Origin of the sequence: Leptospira kanakyensis, assembly GCF_004769235.1 — a bacterium.
Lineage (GTDB): Bacteria > Spirochaetota > Leptospiria > Leptospirales > Leptospiraceae > Leptospira_A > Leptospira_A kanakyensis.
Map to the genome: position 1 here is coordinate 834,903 of NZ_RQFG01000019.1, position 20,394 is coordinate 855,296.

Sequence of the window (20,394 nt, forward strand, 5' to 3'; positions counted from 1 at the left end):
GTCGATTGTTTAAACTGATTTACAGTTTATCGTTTATAAAACAACCCACTTGGGTCCTTCTAAGGTATAGACCAATCGATAAGCACCATCGGAACCCGGTGGAATCTCTGAAATTCCTTCAAAATCAAAGTCGGTGGTCTCGTCAGCATTTTCTTTCACGGCACTGGTAACTAAAATTTCCCAAGCTTTGGCAGTATCTTCACCTAACTTTGATGCTGCGTTGACTTCTGATCCAAATACATCGGTATCTCCAATCTTTAGAATTTTACCATACCCAAGTCCCACACAGAGTAAAATCTGTTCCTCGGCTGTTCGTCCCTCATTATAACGTTTACAAGCCTTTTGCATATGGATGGCACATTGAATGGCTTTGTTTGTATTTCGAAAGAGAACCATAAGACTGTCCCCTTCATCTTTCATCAGAATTCCATCAAACTCATCGAGTACGGGAATAAGGATTCTTTGTGATTCATAGATGGTTTGTAAAAAATGAATGATTCCGAATTTGGCTACACCACGAGAAAATCCCGATAGATCCGTGAACATCACACACCATGTCTCACCAAAAAGATCCCAAATTCGTTTGTCGATAAATTCTTGGTTGGAGCCAGGACTCAGTCTTTCTTCTAAAAGTTTTTCTAATCGTTCTTCTGATGCAGAGGTAGCAATCGCCCGTTTTTGACCCATGGATGCGAGTATAACAACAAAAAGAGGAATGTCAAGGGGAGTGAGAACAAAAGATACGGTACCACTTTTTTGGTAGTGGATAAGAAATCTAAAAATTCAATAACGATTGGTTCCAAATTTCTATTGATCTGATAGCATTCTTTATGATTTTCTGGTCAGACCAATTGAAAGGATAATAGGAGATATTATGAACGATACTAAAAGTTCAAAAACAACGCTTTGGGTAGGAAGGATCTTAAGTGGTCTAGTGATTGCCTTTTTGTTATTTGATGCCTGGGGAAAACTTTCCGAACTCGAAATCGTATTAAAAACTATGGATGAGTTGGGGATACCTGGATCACTTTCTCAAACCATTGGAATCATCCTTCTTGCAACCACCATCCTTTATGCAATTCCAAATACATCTGCCCTCGGTGCGCTGTTGCTTACTGGTTATTTGGGTGGTGCTGTAGTCATTCATCTTCGTGTAGGAAATCCACTTTTCAGCCATACGCTTTTTCCGGTGTATGTGGGAATTCTACTTTGGGTGGGTCTTGCTTTAAGAAACAGAAAAGTAAAAGAACTTTTTTGGTTTTTATAGAACCAACCAATAGTTCGACCTAAGGAAACATAAACATCTCCCCAAAACAATTGTTTTAGCGAAGATATATTTATGTTTCCGGGTAATACCTTCTCAAACATCAATTCTATTGATATAAATCTAAAAATTTAAAAACAAAAGAATCCATTCCGGTGATTTTTTATCCATTAATGGTTAAAATTTTCAGAACTAATGGAATCATCGATATTGAAATTCCAATATAAATAAAAACACGAATATAATTCAAAAATACCCACTTTCTAATTTCACCGGGAATCTCAGAGGAAAGTTCGCTCAAAGAATTTGCCAAAGATTGGAATCGAATGATTTTCCCTGCAAAATAAATCACAGTCCAAACCCTCACAGCCATATGAAGGAAAAAGAGGGAAATCAGGTAGTTACCAATCCCTTCGATTGGAAAACAAAACAAGAGAGATATCAAGAATATGATTTCATGAACCGAGTGAAACAAAATCCAAAAGTATTTTAAGTTGGCAGATTTAATTTCAGTGTTTAATATTTGGAAATTTGGGTGGTTCCTATTCGCCCAACGTGGAACAAAAATAAGAGTTTCAAAAATTTGAGCACCATTCATCAAAAAATATAATAGTAAGTTTAAGAACAATGAGTATTTTGCGAATGATAAAGAATGATTGAATACCAAAGAGGATATATCTTGTATTCCGATCATTGCGGTGATTACAAAAGAGTATGTTATGGCTAAGCTCATTTTTATTTTTTTCCCTGTAATTTTTTTGACATGCCTTCCATTATTTCAGTGGCCGATTCAAAGTAACGATGAACCACTTCTAATTCATGATCAGTAAAACTTGAAATCAAAAGGTCTGTATCTTTTTGTAGTTTTTTAAAGATCGGTGAAAATAATTGATTTGCCCTTTCTATATTGGGAACAATCATCACCTTTCGCCTATCTGCCTGTAAAAACTTTCGTTTTACTAAATTATTTTTCTCTAAGCGATCAATCACACCGGTAATAGCTCCTGTCGTAAGGCCAGAAATCTTAGATAAATCGCCAGCACTCATTTCGCCATTTTCAATCAGATATCCTAAGTATTTATGGTCTGTTCCAGTAAGATCTGCTTTTTTTGCAATGGCTTCATGCATGTTCAGGGCAGTTTCAAAGTATTTACGTGTGGTTTTTTTAAAATTTGTAATTTCCATTTGTTCAAGGTTTAGATATATCTTACCTACTATATATCTTAGTAACTAAGATATATAGCAATGGCAAACAAAAATTATCATTTTTACGAAAAAATCGGTTTGGTCGACTAGATGATATTGAAAGGAAATTGTAAATTTGAGTTTTTGTTTCGATTGTTTTCAAATAATAAAGACCCATGGTTACCCTTGGATCTTTATTTTGGTTTGGATTACTTTTTGATTGGAATCACTGTAATTTTTTCTAAACCTTCCTTGTTATCTTGTTCTTTTTTCAATTTCTTATAGAAAGTTAGTTCTTTGGGAAATTCGCCTTTTTTTACTAAATAATAGTATCTTCTAGTTTCAATGTCTCCTGGGGAAAGGGTAGTTTCGTATAGGGATGTGAGAAATACTATTGAGCGTAGGTCTTGCAGTAAATCTTCACCAAAATGGCAACAAAACGAAAATCCGGCAATACTCGCAGACTCAGGGCTATTCCCCTTTGCTTAATTATACATATACAAAAATTCGATTGGGTAAGGTTCTTTGGATATATTTTGAAAAGCGATGTCTACTTCTGCAAATTCATAATTAGAATCTATGATCCTTTTTCTACCAGCATAGTTTGTTGTATCTGTACCAAGAAGGTAAATGTTTAAACTTGGTCCACTTACATCTGGTTTAGCATCTTTAATTTTTGCCGTACTACAATTAAAAACTACAAAAAGACTCAAAATCCCAAGCGAAAACTTATCTAACATCTGTTTCATTCATTTCTCCTTTATAAGGGATTAATAATGATCTAACAGATAACTTTTGTCAAGCGGGTAAAAAAAAGACCCTTGGTTTCCCTTGGGTCTTTCTTAAAATGATAGTTTAGTGGGCTCTTCCCACCAAACAGATCTTCGTAAAAACTTAGTTTTGTTTTAACATGTTTTTGTTTGTGTAAGGAACTTCTTCCAAACCTTTTGTCAGGTCAGAAAGTGGAATCTTGTCTTTCGGAAGATCTTTTAAGCTACCATACTCATATCCACGAGGATAGTGTTCTTTGTCTGTTGGGCTGTAAAATGGGTTGTACTCTTTTACTAGGCCTTTGGAATATCTCCAAACACTTTTTTCTGGATCTTGGCTCACAACAAAACAACGTGGGCTCATGTAACCTTCGTTCTTTGCTGTTTGTACTTTTACAAAATATTTTGGCGCCCAAACGTTGTGGTTACGCGCTCCAAATATTTTGACAACTGTTCCAGCTGGAACAAATTCGACCACTTTTGAGTTAGAATCTGCTTCCGAATACAAAGGAACTGTAAAATCCAAACTTGCTTTGTTGGTTTTGGCATCACAATTTTTATGCCAAGCCACTTCTGCGTTTTTGGAACAAGCTGTGAAACTTGCACAAGCGATCGTTAGTAATACAATTTTGTTTTTCAATTCCATTCTCCTATTGGTGGTGGTGGAGGCACTCATCCAAACGAGGATCCCCAACCGGAACTAAGCTGTGTTTTTCCAACTTTTTGAAGATAAAGAAACCGAAAATCCCTACCACACCGACTGTTCCGCCAAAAGCTAAAACAAAGTGAAGGATAGAAAATTTTTCAAAGTTCGCAGGGAATACCAACCAGAAAAGTTCGAAGAACTGAACGGCAAGAATCCATACTGACAATTTCCAAAGGAAATCGATATTTCTTTTGTTAGGACGATTGAGAAGTAGAAGGAAAGGAATCACAAACTTCACAAAAGGAAGTGCAAGAGTTGTGTATCCCCATCCGCCAGTCATACGCATCTCATAGAAGAAAGTTTCTTCCGGGATGTTTGCATACCAAATGAGCATGAACTGTGAGAATCCCACATAAGCCCAGAAAGTAGTCATACCTAAAAGAAATTTTGCAATGTCATGGTAGTGATTTTCATTCACTGCTTCCCCGAGATATCCGTTTTTCTTGAGGATAGCGATTACAATTAAGTAAGAAGCAAGGGAAGTTTGGAAAGCTCCTGCAAACGCATACACACCAAACATAGTAGAGAACCAGTGTGGGGAAAGCGACATGAGAAGGTCAAATGACATGAAACACCATGAAAGTGCGAAGAAAAGGATGAATCCACCGGAGATTTTTGCCAAAGTTTTAGTTGTATCAACAACTTTGTCTTTGTCCTGGCCTACTGACTTACCATGAAAGATGTAAGCAAAGATAGTCCAAACGCCAATGAAAAGAACACATCGAATGATGAAAGCCGTTGGGTTTAAGTATCCTGACTTGTGGTGGATGAGGTGGTCGTTTTCACGAACCGTCGCATCAGCCCATTCATAAAGGTCATGCATTCCAAAAATTACACCCACAAGCAGAAGTCCCGCAATAGGAGTGAAAAGTCCGTAGGTTTCAAAAAGTCGTCTAACAGTGACAGACCAATGAGAACCAGTTAAGTGCTGGATTGCTGTAAAAAAGATTCCTGTGATGGCAAGACCAATCACAAAATAAGTTCCAATGAGTAAAACATGGTAACCTAAGTTTGTGTGATGGAAATGTCCTGCTTCGTCCATATGACGAGATGTTTCATGACCAAATCCGAGGAAAGCGATGAGAAAACTCACCACTCCCACTCCGATCATAGCAATGAGGGCATTACGAAGGTTTACCGGCAATTTGAACTGCAGTAATTTTTCGTCTAGTTTAGCTGCTTTTGTCGCGCTCATAGTTTCCCCTAGTTCGCCTTTTTATTTTGAACTTCATATTCTTGAAGTTTTCGGATGTAAGCAATGAGCTTCCATCTGTCTTCTGGTTCGATTTGGTAAGCATAACTTCCCATAAGTCCACGACCCATAGTGATGATATGATAAACCTGTCCATCGGACCAACCTCTGATTTTATCAGAGACAACAGAAGGAGGTGATTGTTGGAACCTTGGTGCAGGTCCAACTACCGTTCCATTCCCAAGTCCCCTTACCCCGTGGCAAGGTGTGCAGTAGGTTTGGTAACGTTTTTCACCAATCATTAAATCACCTAAGTTTGCTTTGGCGATTGGATTTTTTAATCCTTTGTCTGCCCCTGGAAGAGTATCCGGAGTTGCTTCTGCTGCATAAGGGTATGGAAAGTATCCTACTGGGATTGCTCCTTTGGGAGGAATCCGAGAAGCCGATCCATTCGTTGCAAAAGAATCATCTTCTTGTGACTCACGTGCAGGAGAATCATACATACTAGGAAAGTATTCATAAACGGGAGTTTTGTAATCGCAATTCACGAGAACGAGGAGTCCTGCTATTGCTAAAACTCTAAAGATGTTTTGTTTCATTTTTGGTTCTCCGGTTTTACCACGGTTACTTCCGATCCACCAAGGCCTTTTACAAACGAAACCACTTCTGATTCGTTATAACCTTTAGCAGATTTTGGAATCCAAAGTCCGAACCTGTGAGATGTCAAATCTGGGTGAAGGATTCGACGGGTTGCTTTGGGAATACCGCTTAAAAAACATAGTGCAGCTACAGTGTATATCCCTGCAGAAAATACTGTTAATTCAAAGATGATTGGCACGTAGGCAAACCATGCATTGAGAGATTTTCCAGAGATATTGAGAGGCCAGTCATGGGCATGAGTGAGATACTGGAATAGAATCCCGATCGTGCATCCAAAGATACCAGCAAAGAATGTAACCCAAGGAAGTCCAGATCTTGGAGTTCCCATCGCTTCATCGATCCCGTGAACAGGATAAGGAAGGATACAATCAAATCCTTTGTAGTCTTTTTCTTTGGCTTTTTCTGCCGCATGTATGATTGCTTCGGGAGTCTCGAAAAGACCGAGAACTCCTTCATCCATTTCTTTGTATTTGTGAAACTGTTCTAATTTTGGAAGATACATACTAGTGGTGTGCTCCTTCTTTCTGTGGCATCACTGTTTTTACTTCTGCAATCGCAATCACTGGCATAATTCGGCACCAGAGAAGGAAGAGAGTAAAGAAGATACCGAAAGTTCCGATTAACATTGCGTAGTCGAAAAGTGTCGGTGTATACATAGCCCAGCTGGATGGTAAAAAGTCACGGTTTAGTGTCATCATGATCACAAAACGTTCAAACCACATACCTACATTTACCACAAGGGAGGCAACAAACATCACTGGGATATTGTAACGAAGTTTGCGGAACCAGAACACCTGCGGTGACAATACGTTACATGAAATCATGATAAAGTATGCCCAACCATAAGGACCAAAAGCTCTGTTCCAGAATGCGAACACTTCGTATTCGTTTCCAGAATACCAAGCGATGAAAAATTCTGTTCCGTAAGCAAGACCCACGATAAGACCAGTTACCATCATGATTTTGTTCATGTTGTCCAAGTGTTTCATCGTGATGTAGTTCTTAAGATTGAATACTTCACGAGCAATCACCATCAGTGTTACCACCATTGCGAAACCGGAGAAAATCGCACCGGCAACAAAGTATGGAGGGAAGATGGTCGTGTGCCAACCAGGAAGGATGGAAACAGCGAAGTCGAAGGATACAATGGTGTGAACCGAAAGAACAAGTGGAGTGGAAAGAGCTGCGAGAATCATGGAAACGATTTCCAAATGAGACCAAGATCTTGCCGATCCAACCCAACCAAAGGAAAGAACGTTGTATAAGTTCTTTCTCCAAGTTTCAGTCGCACGGTCACGAAGTGTTGCTAAGTCAGGAATGAGTCCTAAATACCAGAACACCATGGAGATGGAAAGGTAGGTCGATACCGCAAACGTATCCCAAATCAGTGGGGAACGGAAGTTCACCCAAAGTGGACCTCTTTCGTTTGGATAAGGAAACAACCAAAATCCGAGCCAAGGACGACCTACGTGAAGGATGAGGTTCGATGCAGCAACAAGTACGGCAAAGATTGTCATCGCTTCCGCAGCACGGTTAATCCCTGTTCTCCAACCTTGACGGAATAGGAATAGAACCGCAGAAATCAATGTTCCTGCGTGACCGATACCGATCCAGAATACGAAGTTGACTACGAAAAATCCCCAACCTACCGGGTTATTGATCCCGAGTAAGTAAAGACCTTCATAAAACAAATATCCGATGATGGCTACGTCGATCAGGGTGATCGTAAGAACCAAAAGAAAAGTATTCCACCAAAGTTTGGTAGGGAAATCTTCGTTCGGTTTTGCGATATCAACGGTTACATCTTTAAGCGACTTCCCGCCTGTTACCAGGTCGGGGATGTCTAATTTATCTCTAACTGCTTGTGTTAATGACATTCCCTTTGTGTTCTCCCTGTTAAACTTCGTTTCGAACGCGAGTCATATAACTGACGGCCGGTCCGATGTTTAGGTATTCCAGAAGTTTGTAAGACCTAGGGTCTTTCAAGAGCTTCGCTACTTTAGATTCAGGATCATTTACGTTACCGAACACAATGGAATTGGAAGAACATGTTTGTTCACATGCTGCTTTCACTTCCCCATCTCGTAATGTTCTTCCTTCGTTTTTCGCTGCGATTTTTTTCTCAGCTACTCGAGAAGCACAGAAGTTACATTTTTCCATAACCCCACGAGAACGAACGGTGACATCTGGGTTGAGACCAAGGTTTCTTGGTGGGAGTGCCTTAAATGTAGGTGTTGCTTCGCCAAGTAGATTGTGTTCTGTCCAATGTTCTAACCAGTTAAAACGACGCACTTTGTAAGGGCAGTTGTTTGAGCAGTAACGAGTTCCCACACAACGGTTGTAAACCATATCGTTGGTTCCTTCCGAACTGTGAACAGTCGCAGCTACTGGACAAACTGTCTCACAAGGAGCATTGTCGCAATGTTGGCACATGAGTGGTTGGTGCGCAATTTCGAGTGATTCCGGTTTTTCAGGATCACCGATGTAGTAACGGTCAATACGAAGCCAATGCATCTCACGACCCATTCTCACTTCGTCACGTCCTACCATTGGCACGTTGTTTTCAATATTACAAGCGACTACACAAGCACCACAACCAGAACAAGAAGTAAGATCCACTGCCATTCCCCATTTGTATCCTGGGTATTGGAACTGGCTTCCTGGTTGGTCAGAAGGAGCATTCGCTCCTTGAGCTCTTTGTAGTTTTCCATCGATTAAGATTTTTGGAATCTCTGGTTCAGGAATTCCTGCCCCTGGATTCTTAGCATAATCTTGGAGTTTTGCAGAAATGATCAAAGGTCTTTCTTTCCATTCCACACCCATCATCACACCAGGGCTCATCATATGATGGTCTTGTGTGGTAGCGAGTTTGTATTTCTTTCCTGTAGGAGAAAGAGTGATCGAAAGTCCAGAGTAAACGAGTGATCCGTCTACTTCTTCTGCAAGAGTATTTGCGTTTTTCCCTACTCCGTTTCCAATCTCACCTACGTTTGTTCTTCCGTAACCAAGAGCAATTCCCACTGCTTCTGGATGGAGACCTGGTTGGATGAGAGCCGGAAGTTCAAACGATTTTGTGCCAACAGTCACTGTGACAACATCATTGAGTTTAATTCCCGACGAACGAGAGTATTGTGGGCTAATCGCAACATAATTGTCCCAAGTGACTTTAGATACTGGATCTGGAAGTTCTTGGAGTTGCGAGTTGTTTGCTCTTTCGCCATTACCGAGTGCGGTGCTTTCGTAAAGAGAAACAGTAAGACCAGATTTCGATGCAGTAAGAGGAGCAATCGTTCCACGGAAAGATCGTCCTGCTTTGTCAGCTTTTGGATTTCCAGAAACTAACACACCTTTTCTGAGAAGGTCTTCCCAGTTTGTTTTTTTAGAGTATTTTGATTTGAGATAGTCGTATAACGAACTCGCACCAAGAAGCGATCCACCTGCCCAAGTGATGAGCATATCTTCAAATGCTTTGGACTGGAAGATCGGTCGGATGGTTGGCTGTTGTACGGAAACAATTCCTGCAACAGATTCGTTATCTCCCCAAGACTCTAGGAAGTGAGACACTGGAGCAAGCCAGTTGGAAGCAAGTGCTGTTTCATCCACTCGGTCAGAAACTTGAACTACTTGTGCTGCTTCATGAAGGAGTTTTTTCCACTCATCTCCGTTTGGCGCTTGGTAGACAGGGTTCACACCGAAAAGAATCACCACACCGGCTTTTCTTTCTTTTAAGTCTTTTGCGAGAGATTTTAAATTTTCAGCGTAGTTAGAACGTCCTTCTTTCAAAGGATTTCCTGCATCGATCGTTTTTCCATCGTTACCGAGCATGCTGTTGAGCATGTTCACTGCGATTTGAAGGTCTACTGCATCGGCAGTCAGAGCATTCGAACCACCAGCAACAACAATGGACTCACCCTTTGCAGAAGCAAGAGCCTTGGCAGTGCGTAAAACTACTTCTTTGGAAATTCCAAGTTCCGCTGCAGAAGACTCTACATTGATTCCGGAAACTCCTGTAGAACCACCCACTCCCAAATCAGAAAGAGCTTTTGCAATCACAAGAGCAAACTTTCTTTGGTCACCTGGTTTTAGTGGCACTCTTTGGTCAGCGTTGGAACCCGTCATAGACGGATGAGTTTCTGCCGCAATGAAAGCATTGAAGGATTTTACACCTTTGTCTTGTAAGTCTCTTCTTTTAGAGAAATCATTGTGGTAGTTTGTGTGATTTAAAAAGTCACTGTCGATGGAAAGGATGACTTTTGCTTTGTCGAAATGGTAGTTTGGAAGAACTGCCTTTCCGTAAGATTTTTCTTGAGCAATAGTAATCGCATCATCAGAAGATGCAAAAGCTACTTCGATGTGTTTTCCACCACCAACCGATTTTAAGAATTCAGAAATGAATTCACCGGTTGCAGGAGAAGAAAGAGGTTTTGTGACAACAATGGTTTTTCCTTTGTTGGCTTTCAATTTCTCTTTTACATCTTTGTCTAAAACAAACCAGTCGCTAGACTTAGCAGTTCCATTCACCACTTGTTGTGGTTCTTTGGCACGGTCTGCATCATAAAGATCAAAAATAGAAGCTTGTCCAGAAGCACAAAGAGCACCTTCCGAAATTGGATGGTTTGGATTTCCTTCGAGTTTCAAAGGTCGTCCGTCTTTTGCTTTCACTAAGATTCCACAACCAACAGAACATCCACCACAAACAGAAGCATAGTGGTAAGAGTGTCCATGTTTTACGAAGTCGTATTGTTCTACTTCGTTGTTGTCTGGGTTCTTAATGGTTAAGTTCACATAAGGAACAATTTTTTCAGCAGGTTTTTGGATACAACCAACAGTTGTCATCACAACGGATGCACCCATAAACTTTAAGAAAGTTTTTCTATCAAAATCACCCTTTTTGATTTTTGCAATCAGGGGATCTGGAGATTTATAGAACTCTTGCTTTTGCAATTCACGTTCGCGAGAAGTTCCGCGAAGTTCATAAGACTGCCAAAGCGATTTTTTTTCTTTTTGGAAACTATCGTCTTTCATCATAAATTATTACTTGTCTCCCGATTATCTGTGGCACGTAGAACAATCGTTAGGAGCATTGTTCTCTCTATGGCAATCGACACAAAATCCCATATTGAGGGACTTGGACTGTCTAACCTTTACCATCTCTGCCATGTTGCCGTGGCATGTGGAACAATCAACGCCACGTTGTACGTGTCGTGAATGGTTAAAGTATACGAAGTCTGGTTGGTCATGGACCTTCACCCAGGATACTGGAGTGTTACTGTCGTATTGTTCTTTAAGCCATTTAACATGTTCTTGGTTGCCCGCTACGTTACCTGCTCCATGGCAGTTCATACAAGTGGAACTTGGAGGAACTGTGGCATGGGCCGAATTTTCAACACCAGTATGGCAATACTTACAGTCGATTTTGTTATCGCCGGCATGTATCTTATGGTTGAAGGGGATGGGCTGGTCGGGTGAATAGCCCACATAACGGCTAGGTGAAAAAATCAAATATGCTAGAGCTGCAATTGCAACGATAGGCACAGAGATCTTGAGTATTTTTATATTCATTCGCAGATTTCCTGAATCCGTTTACACTGTCTTCTGACAAGGAAAGGCAAAATCAGAAAAAAAGCAAGTATGTAAGGGTTTTGGTTGCGAAAAAACATAAAAAGAGACATAATCCGAAATTTTCTATGAACTTTCTTTATTGAAACTAAGTCTCAATTAGTCTAAGAAATACCGCCAAATGCCTGTTAATTTTTCTTTATGAAACTTGGATTCAGCCTCAATCAGACATAGATTTGCGACAAGACAACAGGACACATCACTTCAACTCTTTGTAATCCGAAACCTTTGCGTAATAGAACGCAAAGTATCTGCCGCATGAGAGAGTTTCCTGGAAGAGGATGCCACTAGATCGGAGCCCGAAGCAATGTGCATGGTTTCATTATTGATCCCAATCACTGATTCCGAAATCTGTTGGATGGCTCTTTTCTGCTCTTCAATGGCCCCTCTGATGGATTCTGATTCACGACCTACCTCTTCCGATCGTTCATCCACTTCTCTATTGTAACTTAACTGAGACTGAGTCGCTTCAGAAAGTCGTTTCATAACACTCTCTACTTCTCCAATATCTCGGATGATGAGATTCAAAAGTTCGACAGAGGAACGAATTCCCTTCGCCCCCTCTTCCAACTCTTTACTGTTCTTACCAATCATATCTTCAATTGCTTGGATGGAGTGAGCCGTTTTGTCGGATAGTTTCGAAATCTCTTCGGCAACAATGGCAAACCCACGGCCTGCTTCCCCAGCCCTTGCCGCTTCAATGGCTGCATTCAGTGCGAGTAAACTGGTTTGGTCTGAAATTTCATCAATGATCCCTATCACTTCTTTCATTTCAGAAGAAGATTCTAAGATTACGTTAATCACATCCTTCATTTGGTTGAGTGATTCACCACCAAGTTTGGCTTGTTTGGTAATGTTTTCCGTATTTGCCAGTGCCGATTTTGTATCCTTTTCGATTTGGATGGCACCCCTGGAAAGTTCCAAAATCTTCCCATTGAATTCCAGAATATTATTATGTTGTTTTGTAGTGGAAACTGCGGTGGTTTCCATACTGGCAACCACCTCTTCTGTTGTGGCAGAGATTTCTTCGGAAGACGCAGCCGTTCCTTGGGCCATATCAGAAAAACTAGCAGAGGATTCACGTAAACTTTCAGAAGAAGAGGTAATTTCTTCGGCGACGGATTGAATTTCTCCAAGAGAACTACGAATGCTGGTGATAAAACCGTTTAGAGCCAAGTTCATCCGACCAATTTCATCATTGTTTGTTAATGTTAAAGACTCAGTAAGATCTCCTTTGGCCATTTTATCCAAAATGATCACTGAATTTTCTAATGGTAATAATCTTTTACGGAGGAATCGAAAGATTCCAAAAACAACGAGAGCTGTAATGAAAAACACAACAACAACGGCAATAAGAGCCACCTGAATGAATCCAGAATTCATATCAGATTTAGGAAGCACAACACCGATGATGGTATTCCATTCTTCTAATCGTTTGATGAGAAGGGCATTGTCCTGTCCATTTTCTGTATATTCAAAGTAAGCACCATCTTTGGCTTCGAGGATGGGCCGACCTTCGGGAATTTTACTTAAATCTACTTTTAGAATTTTGGATTTGTCAGGTCCTGCAAACACAACTCCTTTTGTTGTGATGGCAGTGATATAACCATTGGCCCCTACATGGATCCCTTCTCCCATTCGTTTCGAAACTTGTTCCAAATTCAAAGCAATCCAAAGGATCCCTACCAGTTTCCCTTTGTCTTCAATCGGGAAAGAAACAAGACTCACAGGCAAACCAGTGATAGGTGACTCTTGGACAGATCCAATTAGAAACTGTTTTTTTAAAGCAACAACGACATGGTCCCCCGTTTTGTCTTCTTCCAGTTGGTAACCGATGGAACGAGGAATTCCCGCTGCAAATATCTTTGCGTTTTGTTTAGGTACAGATAAAAAAATATTTTCGTATTCACCGTTAGCATCTTGCATGATTCCAACCAGTAAATTGGTCGCAAACTCAGCCTTTCCCGTTTGGAAAGATTCAACAATTTCTCTTTGTTTGGAAAGTAGGCCCGCAATGCGGAGTTGGGATTTATAATAATTGGAAAGTTCAGCACCGGCACTTTTACCTGCGTTTTCCATTTCTCCTCGGTAAACTTTGACAAGGAGGCTCCAGTTTAGATATAAGATCAGTGCGGATACAACCACGGACAAAACCAAAATGGAAAGGAATGTGTAAAGACCGAGAATGTATTTTAAACTTTTCATATATTACCGAATAGGACGTCTATTTCAGGGAATTCTAAGGAAGGGTCAAAAATTTTCTATCAATATATTTCTAAATCATAATGTGAATCTATCCATTTGAAACGATGTTCACAGAGGGTGTCATGTTTCCTTTGGGGAATGAAAAAGTGTGAGGGCAAAAAAAAAGGCCCTGATTTGACATCGAAGGGCCCTAAAAACCAGACTTACACAATTTAGCCTAGTTATACTTTCGAGTTTTTAGAAGATTTCCCCTGAATTTTTTTTAGCCAAACCAAAGAAATTTTCTTTGTGACAAGGTTTCTTGTCTCTTTTTTCAGGAAAGCTACGTTTGGAGTAGCCACTTTAAACGATTCCCTCTCGAGAACCGGCTCAATTTGGTATCCTGGCCCTGCCATTTCCTGTAATTGGGTAAGTTTTTCGGAAGGAAGGATGAGAAGTCTTTCCGGTTTTTCTGACCAAAGTTTGTCTAATTTATCCTTATCGTATACATTTCGGAAATTCCTTTCTGCATAAAATCCATAGGAACGTTTGGAATTGGACAACCAAAAGGAATATACCACCGGTTCGTTTGGTTCCAGTTCTTTGATTTTCGCTCCAAATTCTTTGGAAGGTTGGTAACTCGTGAGCAGAGGATAAAACTCCAAACTAATCGCACTGAAAAACAAAGTAGCACCCACAAGAGTGACAAGAATTTCGAGAGGAATGAGTTGTGCAGACAACATGATGAAAAGAACACCAATGATCCCAAACACATAATAAAGAATCCCCACATCAGCCACAAAGATAGGGATGAGAAAATACCCTACCAAATACACAAGACCTGCGATGAGAAAAGAAGGACGAAGCCTTTCCACATTGGAACGAAATAAACTTTCTTCCATAATTTTACCAAAGTACAAAGCAGCTCCTGGTAAAATCCAATACGTGTATTGCGGGAGTGGATAACGAGAAAAGGAAATTAAAAACAGAAAGAGAAAAACCCAAAAAGGAATTACAAAGTCGATTTCTTTGTATTCATTTGCACGAATTTTTCTAAGGATTTCCTTCCAACCCAGTGATTTAATATACTGATACAAACGAAAGGAAATATAAATGATCATAGGCACAAGCCCACTGAAGAATGCCCAAGAGAATGATTTATAAAAGTAAAACGGATCAAAATTGATGTCATACATATCTCTATAAAACCGGCCAAAAGACTGGATCCATAAAAAGAAAACTGGGCCATAGGAATTGAAGTTTTGGTAGAGAAAGTAACACCATAAAGCAGGAAGAGATGCCAAAACAAAAATCCCCGTAGGAATTCGCATCGACAGAAGTAATTTCCAATCTCTACGAAATAAAATATCTCCACCAATGGATATGGCTGGGATAAATACAGAAATTGGTCCTTTGGTGATAAAACCCATAGACATCATAAGATACATCAAATAGAAGTAGTTTGGATTTTTTTTCCTTCCTAAATAATAGAAATGATAAGTGAACACCAAATAGGCGGTAAGATACACATCTATCTTTGGATCCACAACCATGGCATAAACCCCGGGTGCCAAAAGGTAAGCGAAGGAAGCCAGGTATCCTTGTCTTTCTTTTCCACCAGTCAAAATAGTGATCCGGTAAATTGAAAAAACGGAAAGTAAGGTAATCAGAATCGCAGGAATCCGAAAAGCAATGTTACTAATTCCAAAAAGAGAAAAGGAAGTTGCAATGGTCCAAAAAGTTAAGATGGGTTTGTCTAAGTATCTTCTTCCATTATCAATGAGTGAAAAAAAATCATTAGATAAAACAAGTTCGCGGCCAATACCAGCATACTGTGCACTATCAATATCAATCACATCTAAAGGAAGAGTGAATAAAATAGGAATGGAGGCAAGGAGTAGTAGAATTCGATAAAAAATTCTTTCAGAGGGAGTGAGTGATTCTTTCATTCTAAAGTACCAATTTGGATTAAACATTGCCCAAATCCTTTACATGAATTGGGTTCTTGGTCATAACATTGTAAAATATCACTGTTATGAGTGGTGCATCCGTCCATACATTGGATTCGGCCTGTTCTTTTGACATCTGGTGCCAAGGTAAGTTTTAACTCTTCCTCAGTACAAGAAACAAATACTTCACAAGCCGCTTGGCATTTTTTTTCCACTATGTCCTGGCAGTTTCCCAAAAAGAAAGCCATAACAAAAGTTAAGATCCATTTACCGTGTTTCACTTCGAATTCCTTTTAACGCTAACATTCCACAGGCGCCATTGATGTCCCGACCAGGACTTCTGCGATTGAGAATGGGAGCTGTTGTTTTAGCTTTGAGATGCATTACAAATTCTTTTACTTCATCATCAGTAGGTCTACGCCACCCGGTAAAGTCTGTGTTCAGAGGGATTACATTGATTTTACATTTATTCACAGAACGCGCAATTTTTGCGAGTCGTTCCGCATTGTCCCTTCCCATATTCACATCGGGGATCATTACGTATTCAAAGGTGATGGCCCGGTCGAGTTCCTTAGTGAACCTTTTGGCAGAATCAATCAACTTCTCTAACGGATGTTTGTCGTTTACATCCATTACTGAAGAACGGGCATTCGGATTGGGATGGTTTAAAGAAATCGCAAAGTTAAAAGGTTCTTTGTTTTCGATAAAACGATTGATCCCTGTTGTCACACCTGCGGTGGAAATGGTAATGCGTAAGGCACCGAGCCCAAATCCATCTTGGTCTCGGAGAATATGGGCAGCTTTCATTACAGAAAAATAATTGTGCATGGGTTCGCCCATTCCCATAAACACGATATTTGTCGCCCGGTCACCGACGAGGCGCTCCACTTGTAAAATTTGGTCTAGGATTTGCCAAGTGTGCAGGTTCCCTTTGTATTCCAAAAGTCCGGTTGCACAAAATTTACAATTGAGAGTGCAACCAATTTGAGAAGAGATACAGATGGTCTTTCGTCCCCCATCACCGGAGGGAATCCAAACCGCCTCGATCTCTTTGTTTTCACCTACATAAAAAGTCAATTTACGAGTCCCGTCTTCTTTGGAGGCCAAGTCCCTACCAATTTCAATTTCAGGATAAAGGGTATGTTGTTTTAGTTTTTCACGAACCTCTTTAGATAAGGTAGTGAATTGGTCTAGGTTCGTGTAACGGCTCTTATAGATGCCTGTATATATCTGTGCCGCTCGGTATTTTTCCAAACCCAAGGAAACACAAATCTCTTCTAGTTCTTTTTTGGTTTTCCCTTTGAGAACCGGTATTTCCTCTTTCATTTGTTTGGAATTTCCACCTTTAGCCAATCTTTTCGTTGCCCCCTCTAGGGACAAGAATTTCCGGCGATTCATTCAGTCTTACTAGGGGAATCTGTCGGGAACAAGTCTAAAATAAAATTCTAGTGCGATTCTTCTGTAAATCGGTGTTTCCAAATGGACATTGACTTACAGCAAGCGATTCAAAAGCCTAGTATCTAGTGAGGGAAATATACGAATGAATAGCGACGCCTTTATGGAATATGCCTTTATCGTCATGGTCGCACTGATAGGAATCGAGATATTTGTTTCCTACATCAAAGGAAAACAATACTATCGATTGAACGTTCTCATTGCCGATGTGAGCACCGGGGTGATCTTTGCATTGATTGGGGTGGTCATTCTCCTCGGTGCTCTGTATGTTTATGACAAAATAGAGACAAACTTTTCACTCTCTAGTTTAGGTTATCATATTTTTCCTCTGGAAAGCCCGTTCCGTTTTTCACCTAGTTTTTCGGTGAACTGGTATGCACTCGGCGCTTGGAGTTTTTCGGTTGTTCTGGCTGATTTTATTTACTACTGGTTTCATAGACATTGCCATGAAATCAATTTGTTCTGGGCCACTCATGTCACCCACCACTCCACTCAAGAAATGAACTTGTCTGTTGCTTTCCGTGGAAATGGATTACAAAGAATATTCGAATATATTTATTTTCTATCCATGGCGTTACTTGGAATCCCTTGGGCTATGTTTTTACTCAGCCACCGAATTTTAAAAGTTTACCAATTTGTGGTCCACACTCGTTTTATTGGGAAACTAGGATTTTTAGAACATTTTATGGTGACACCATCCAACCATAGAGTCCACCACGGAATCCAAGATAAATACATCGACCGTAACCACGGCGGGATCTTTATCATTTGGGATCGTATGTTTGGATCCTTTGAATGGGAAACAGACGAACCTATCTACGGTTTAACGAAACCAGTGAATTCCTTCAACCCCATCACCGTGAACATGCATGTGTTCAAAGATATATTCTTTCAGGTTTGGAAATGTAAATCGTTTGGTGATGTTTTTAAAACAATCTTTGGGCCTCCAGGTTGGAAACCAAGTTACCTCATCACAGAAGCGGACAAAGCGCCTGAACCAACGCAAGTTAAAAAATACGATCCGAAACCACCGATGGGTGTGATGATTTACGTTGCCTTACAAGCGACCGTTCTTATGGCAGTGGGTCTTGTGATTTGGAAGGTGGCAAAAATCAATTTAGAACAAGATATGACAACTCTTGGAATTTTGTCTGTTGTGATTGTCTTTAGTTTGTTTTCGATTGATCGAACTATGGAAATGAAACGATGGTCAAGAAGGACGGAAGTGGTAAGAAACTTTCTATTTATTTTGGCTTTTGTTGCAACTCTAGTGTATTCCAATATTCCCAATATTGGAATTTTTGCGATCCCTCTCATTGGCCTCTCGTTTGTATCCCTTGTTTGGATCCTCATCAAACGAAAGACCTTCTTCGATCTCAGTAATATCTCTAATACTTGGTATTAGATTTAATTTCTTTTAGAACGGACTCCGAAGGGAACAATTTGTTCGACTTCAGGAGTTCGTCTCCTAAATTTAAAAACGCCTTTGTTTTATCCCCATGTTTTTTGCATAAGTTGATATCTTGGTAACAAAGTCCCAGATCTACAAACGGGGACTTAATCGTTTTTGTTTCTCCTTGCCCACCAGACACTGACTGGTAATACAAAAAATCATCTTCAATCCATCCAAAGATATTTCCATAGGCAAAATAAGCAGAAGAACCCTTTACCTTTCTTAAATCACGGCCCATCACACTAAAGTACACTTCTCTTTCCATAAACCCAAGGATCGTTGGAATCAAATCGAGTTGCGATGTGATGTCTTCTCTGAGTTCCGGTTTGATTTTCCCGGGTGCATAAACCAACAAAGGGACATTTCTATCTTCATAGTAATTGAGGAACCTGTGGTGGCTGTGGTCAGAAACAAAAAAGAAAATGGTATCCTTAAAATAAGGGGCTTTTTTTGCTTTTTCCATATATTCGTTCAGAGCAAAATCCGCATAATGCAAAACATTTAAGTATTCACTGTCTTGTGTCTTCGTTTCAAACAATCGAAACTTTTCATCGGGAACTTTGTAAGGATAGTGTGTGGTTCCGGTATGAATCACAGATACAATTGGTTTTTCAGGTTTTACATTGAGGAGTTTCTGATGCATGGCATCGAGAGATGCTTCATCCAAATAACTCCAAGGCCCCGTTCTATACTCTGGATTTTTTTCTAACTCCGTTTTGCCAACCAGAGTATCAAACCCCCAGTGGTACATGATACTTCCCTTATTGTTAAAACTAAGATCAGTTCCTGTCACAAACAATGTTTCATACCCAATGGTTTTTGCAATATTTCCCAACCCAGAAAAACGGTTGAGGATTTGCGGGGTGCGAACGGCAGTGAGCCCAGGTCTATCGGGAATCCCACCCATAAGAGCCATAAGTCCGTTTGTGGTTCTTCCCCCACTTGCAAAAAAATTCTTAAAGAACATCCCTTGCCGGATCAGTTGGTTGAAGTAAGGAGTCACAACCTTCCCTTCTACTTTTCCTGTTCCAATGATATCGATAAACTTACCAGTCCATCCTTCCAGAACAATCACCACAATATGAGGTAAAGGTTTTGTGGAGGATAAAGTTGTTTTTCTTAGAAGCGGGTATTCTTCACTCACGAAACTCGCACCAGGATAAGCCACTTCTTTTTGAACGATGGCACTCGATTCGCTGAGCTTCATATAATGGCGGTCATCCACCTTGGTCATCTTTAAATCTGTGATGACTGTAAAACCAGGATTTAAAACCAAATCATTGATGATGGTTTCTTTGGTGATGATGGCGTCACTTGTCCTTAGTGGACTTGTCTGGACTCCCCCTCGAATTCCCAAAACAAGAAGTGCGAGCACAATTAGGAATTGAAGGCCTGCCCATTTGTAATGTAAATTCACATGGGAATAGGGAAACCTGGATTGGATTTTATAAATTCCGAATCCAATTCCACCAATCGCAAGAATTCCGAGTAAAAACAAAAATGGATTTTGTGAAAAGGCAGATCCCACGAGTGGTAACATCTCAAAGCCGAGATAAGCAAAAGCCTCGTATCCTAAATGTTTGTTTCCATTTTCATAATAGATTAAATCCGCTATGAGAAGAAATAACAATAGAATGATGAAAACAACGGGTAATGTCCGCCACACCGCCCGATACACTCGGTTTCTGTTTAAAAAATGTAACGAAGAATAGACCAAACTAAGTCCAAGTAACACACATAAAACGGAAACATCAAACCTTGCCCCTTTTAGAAAGGCTTTTAAAACAATCCAAAGAGACTTATCTTGGATCCGGTAAGAATACATGGTGAAAAAAGCAACACGGTAGATGGTAAGAAAAACGATTCCAAGACCGGCAAGCAGTAAGTGGAACCGAATGTAAAACGGCAATTTAGAAAATAGTTTTTTCATAGATGAAATTTAAGAAACTTCCATAAG

The 20,394-nt window shown here is 40.1% G+C and carries 18 protein-coding genes; 2 read left to right on the top strand and 16 right to left on the bottom strand.

What is annotated here, in order from left to right:
- Positions 1-33 precede the first annotated feature (33 nt).
- A complete protein-coding gene (locus EHQ16_RS18280) occupies positions 34-687 on the bottom strand; it encodes an adenylate/guanylate cyclase domain-containing protein (protein ID WP_135632659.1) in 654 nt (217 codons plus the stop codon).
- A 187-nt stretch (positions 688-874) separates the two neighbouring features.
- Here EHQ16_RS18280 and EHQ16_RS18285 point away from each other — a divergent pair, with 187 nt between their 5' ends.
- Positions 875-1,267, top strand: coding sequence for a DoxX family protein (locus tag EHQ16_RS18285; RefSeq protein WP_135632661.1), 393 nt, complete (start codon positions 875-877; stop codon positions 1,265-1,267).
- A gap of 160 nt (positions 1,268-1,427) precedes the next feature.
- Here the strand turns inward: EHQ16_RS18285 and EHQ16_RS18290 are convergent, their stop codons facing one another.
- From EHQ16_RS18290 to rlmN, 14 genes are all read right to left on the bottom strand, one after another.
- Positions 1,428-1,997 carry a hypothetical protein gene (locus EHQ16_RS18290; RefSeq protein ID WP_135632663.1) on the bottom strand — a complete coding sequence of 190 codons (570 nt, stop codon included), beginning with the start codon at positions 1,995-1,997 and terminating at the stop codon, positions 1,428-1,430.
- A gap of 2 nt (positions 1,998-1,999) precedes the next feature.
- Complete coding sequence (locus EHQ16_RS18295; protein ID WP_135632665.1) at positions 2,000-2,449, bottom strand: MarR family transcriptional regulator; 450 nt, start codon at positions 2,447-2,449, stop codon at positions 2,000-2,002.
- A 485-nt stretch (positions 2,450-2,934) separates the two neighbouring features.
- Positions 2,935-3,198, bottom strand: coding sequence for a hypothetical protein (locus EHQ16_RS19615; RefSeq protein ID WP_244242140.1), 264 nt, complete (start codon positions 3,196-3,198; stop codon positions 2,935-2,937).
- Positions 3,199-3,343: 145 nt separating this feature from the next.
- Positions 3,344-3,859 (bottom strand): Lsa16 family lipoprotein adhesin, encoded by a 516-nt coding sequence (locus tag EHQ16_RS18305; RefSeq protein WP_135632998.1) that lies wholly within the window; start codon positions 3,857-3,859, stop codon positions 3,344-3,346.
- A gap of 10 nt (positions 3,860-3,869) precedes the next feature.
- Complete coding sequence (locus tag EHQ16_RS18310) at positions 3,870-5,120, bottom strand: hypothetical protein (RefSeq protein ID WP_135632667.1); 1,251 nt, start codon at positions 5,118-5,120, stop codon at positions 3,870-3,872.
- Positions 5,121-5,128: 8 nt separating this feature from the next.
- Entirely contained in the window at positions 5,129-5,716 is a 588-nt protein-coding gene (locus EHQ16_RS18315) for a c-type cytochrome (RefSeq protein WP_135632669.1), read from the bottom strand.
- Positions 5,713-6,279: a DUF3341 domain-containing protein gene (locus tag EHQ16_RS18320; RefSeq protein WP_135632671.1), complete on the bottom strand. Its 567-nt coding sequence runs from the start codon at positions 6,277-6,279 to the stop codon at positions 5,713-5,715. The genes EHQ16_RS18315 and EHQ16_RS18320 overlap by 4 nt, the downstream gene beginning before the upstream one ends.
- A gap of 1 nt (position 6,280) precedes the next feature.
- Positions 6,281-7,654, bottom strand: a complete 1,374-nt coding sequence (nrfD, locus tag EHQ16_RS18325) for an NrfD/PsrC family molybdoenzyme membrane anchor subunit (RefSeq protein WP_135600602.1) — start codon at positions 7,652-7,654, stop codon at positions 6,281-6,283.
- A 19-nt stretch (positions 7,655-7,673) separates the two neighbouring features.
- Positions 7,674-10,802 (bottom strand): TAT-variant-translocated molybdopterin oxidoreductase, encoded by a 3,129-nt coding sequence (locus EHQ16_RS18330; protein ID WP_208742326.1) that lies wholly within the window; start codon positions 10,800-10,802, stop codon positions 7,674-7,676.
- 24 nt (positions 10,803-10,826) lie between these two features.
- The gene (locus EHQ16_RS18335) at positions 10,827-11,339 is read right to left on the bottom strand and encodes a cytochrome c3 family protein (protein WP_081581578.1); all 513 of its coding nucleotides are present in this window, start codon (positions 11,337-11,339) and stop codon (positions 10,827-10,829) included.
- A 261-nt stretch (positions 11,340-11,600) separates the two neighbouring features.
- Entirely contained in the window at positions 11,601-13,601 is a 2,001-nt protein-coding gene (locus EHQ16_RS18340; protein ID WP_135632675.1) for a methyl-accepting chemotaxis protein, read from the bottom strand.
- A gap of 221 nt (positions 13,602-13,822) precedes the next feature.
- Entirely contained in the window at positions 13,823-15,556 is a 1,734-nt protein-coding gene (locus EHQ16_RS18345) for an ArnT family glycosyltransferase (protein WP_244242142.1), read from the bottom strand.
- Positions 15,526-15,810 (bottom strand): Cys-rich protein, encoded by a 285-nt coding sequence (locus EHQ16_RS18350; protein WP_135632679.1) that lies wholly within the window; start codon positions 15,808-15,810, stop codon positions 15,526-15,528. The genes EHQ16_RS18345 and EHQ16_RS18350 overlap by 31 nt, the downstream gene beginning before the upstream one ends.
- Complete coding sequence (gene rlmN / locus EHQ16_RS18355; RefSeq protein WP_135632681.1) at positions 15,797-16,855, bottom strand: 23S rRNA (adenine(2503)-C(2))-methyltransferase RlmN; 1,059 nt, start codon at positions 16,853-16,855, stop codon at positions 15,797-15,799. Before rlmN ends, EHQ16_RS18350 begins: the two co-directional genes overlap by 14 nt.
- A gap of 214 nt (positions 16,856-17,069) precedes the next feature.
- Between rlmN and EHQ16_RS18360 the strand changes: the two genes are divergently transcribed.
- Positions 17,070-18,389 carry a sterol desaturase family protein gene (locus tag EHQ16_RS18360; protein WP_135632683.1) on the top strand — a complete coding sequence of 440 codons (1,320 nt, stop codon included), beginning with the start codon at positions 17,070-17,072 and terminating at the stop codon, positions 18,387-18,389.
- Here EHQ16_RS18360 and EHQ16_RS18365 read toward each other — a convergent pair.
- Positions 18,373-20,367, bottom strand: a complete 1,995-nt coding sequence (locus EHQ16_RS18365; protein WP_135632685.1) for an LTA synthase family protein — start codon at positions 20,365-20,367, stop codon at positions 18,373-18,375. The two genes, EHQ16_RS18360 and EHQ16_RS18365, sit on opposite strands and share 17 nt — an antisense overlap.
- Positions 20,368-20,394: the final 27 nt, after the last annotated feature.

Excerpts from the sequence above, each read along its gene's own strand:
- EHQ16_RS18365 (WP_135632685.1), bottom strand. The coding sequence starts at position 20,367 with ATGAAAAAACTATTTTCTAAATTGCCGTTTTACATTCGGTTCCACTTA.
- EHQ16_RS18340 (WP_135632675.1), bottom strand. The coding sequence starts at position 13,601 with ATGAAAAGTTTAAAATACATTCTCGGTCTTTACACATTCCTTTCCATT.
- EHQ16_RS18295 (WP_135632665.1), bottom strand. The coding sequence starts at position 2,449 with ATGGAAATTACAAATTTTAAAAAAACCACACGTAAATACTTTGAAACT.
- EHQ16_RS18335 (WP_081581578.1), bottom strand. The coding sequence starts at position 11,339 with ATGAATATAAAAATACTCAAGATCTCTGTGCCTATCGTTGCAATTGCA.
- EHQ16_RS18330 (WP_208742326.1), bottom strand. The coding sequence starts at position 10,802 with ATGAAAGACGATAGTTTCCAAAAAGAAAAAAAATCGCTTTGGCAGTCT.
- EHQ16_RS19615 (WP_244242140.1), bottom strand. The coding sequence starts at position 3,198 with ATGAAACAGATGTTAGATAAGTTTTCGCTTGGGATTTTGAGTCTTTTT.
- nrfD (WP_135600602.1), bottom strand. The coding sequence starts at position 7,654 with ATGTCATTAACACAAGCAGTTAGAGATAAATTAGACATCCCCGACCTG.
- rlmN (WP_135632681.1), bottom strand. The coding sequence starts at position 16,855 with ATGAAAGAGGAAATACCGGTTCTCAAAGGGAAAACCAAAAAAGAACTA.
- EHQ16_RS18315 (WP_135632669.1), bottom strand. The coding sequence starts at position 5,716 with ATGAAACAAAACATCTTTAGAGTTTTAGCAATAGCAGGACTCCTCGTT.
- EHQ16_RS18320 (WP_135632671.1), bottom strand. The coding sequence starts at position 6,279 with ATGTATCTTCCAAAATTAGAACAGTTTCACAAATACAAAGAAATGGAT.
- EHQ16_RS18285 (WP_135632661.1), top strand. The coding sequence starts at position 875 with ATGAACGATACTAAAAGTTCAAAAACAACGCTTTGGGTAGGAAGGATC.
- EHQ16_RS18280 (WP_135632659.1), bottom strand. The coding sequence starts at position 687 with ATGGGTCAAAAACGGGCGATTGCTACCTCTGCATCAGAAGAACGATTA.
- EHQ16_RS18310 (WP_135632667.1), bottom strand. The coding sequence starts at position 5,120 with ATGAGCGCGACAAAAGCAGCTAAACTAGACGAAAAATTACTGCAGTTC.
- EHQ16_RS18345 (WP_244242142.1), bottom strand. The coding sequence starts at position 15,556 with ATGTTTAATCCAAATTGGTACTTTAGAATGAAAGAATCACTCACTCCC.
- EHQ16_RS18360 (WP_135632683.1), top strand. The coding sequence starts at position 17,070 with ATGAATAGCGACGCCTTTATGGAATATGCCTTTATCGTCATGGTCGCA.
- EHQ16_RS18290 (WP_135632663.1), bottom strand. The coding sequence starts at position 1,997 with ATGAGCTTAGCCATAACATACTCTTTTGTAATCACCGCAATGATCGGA.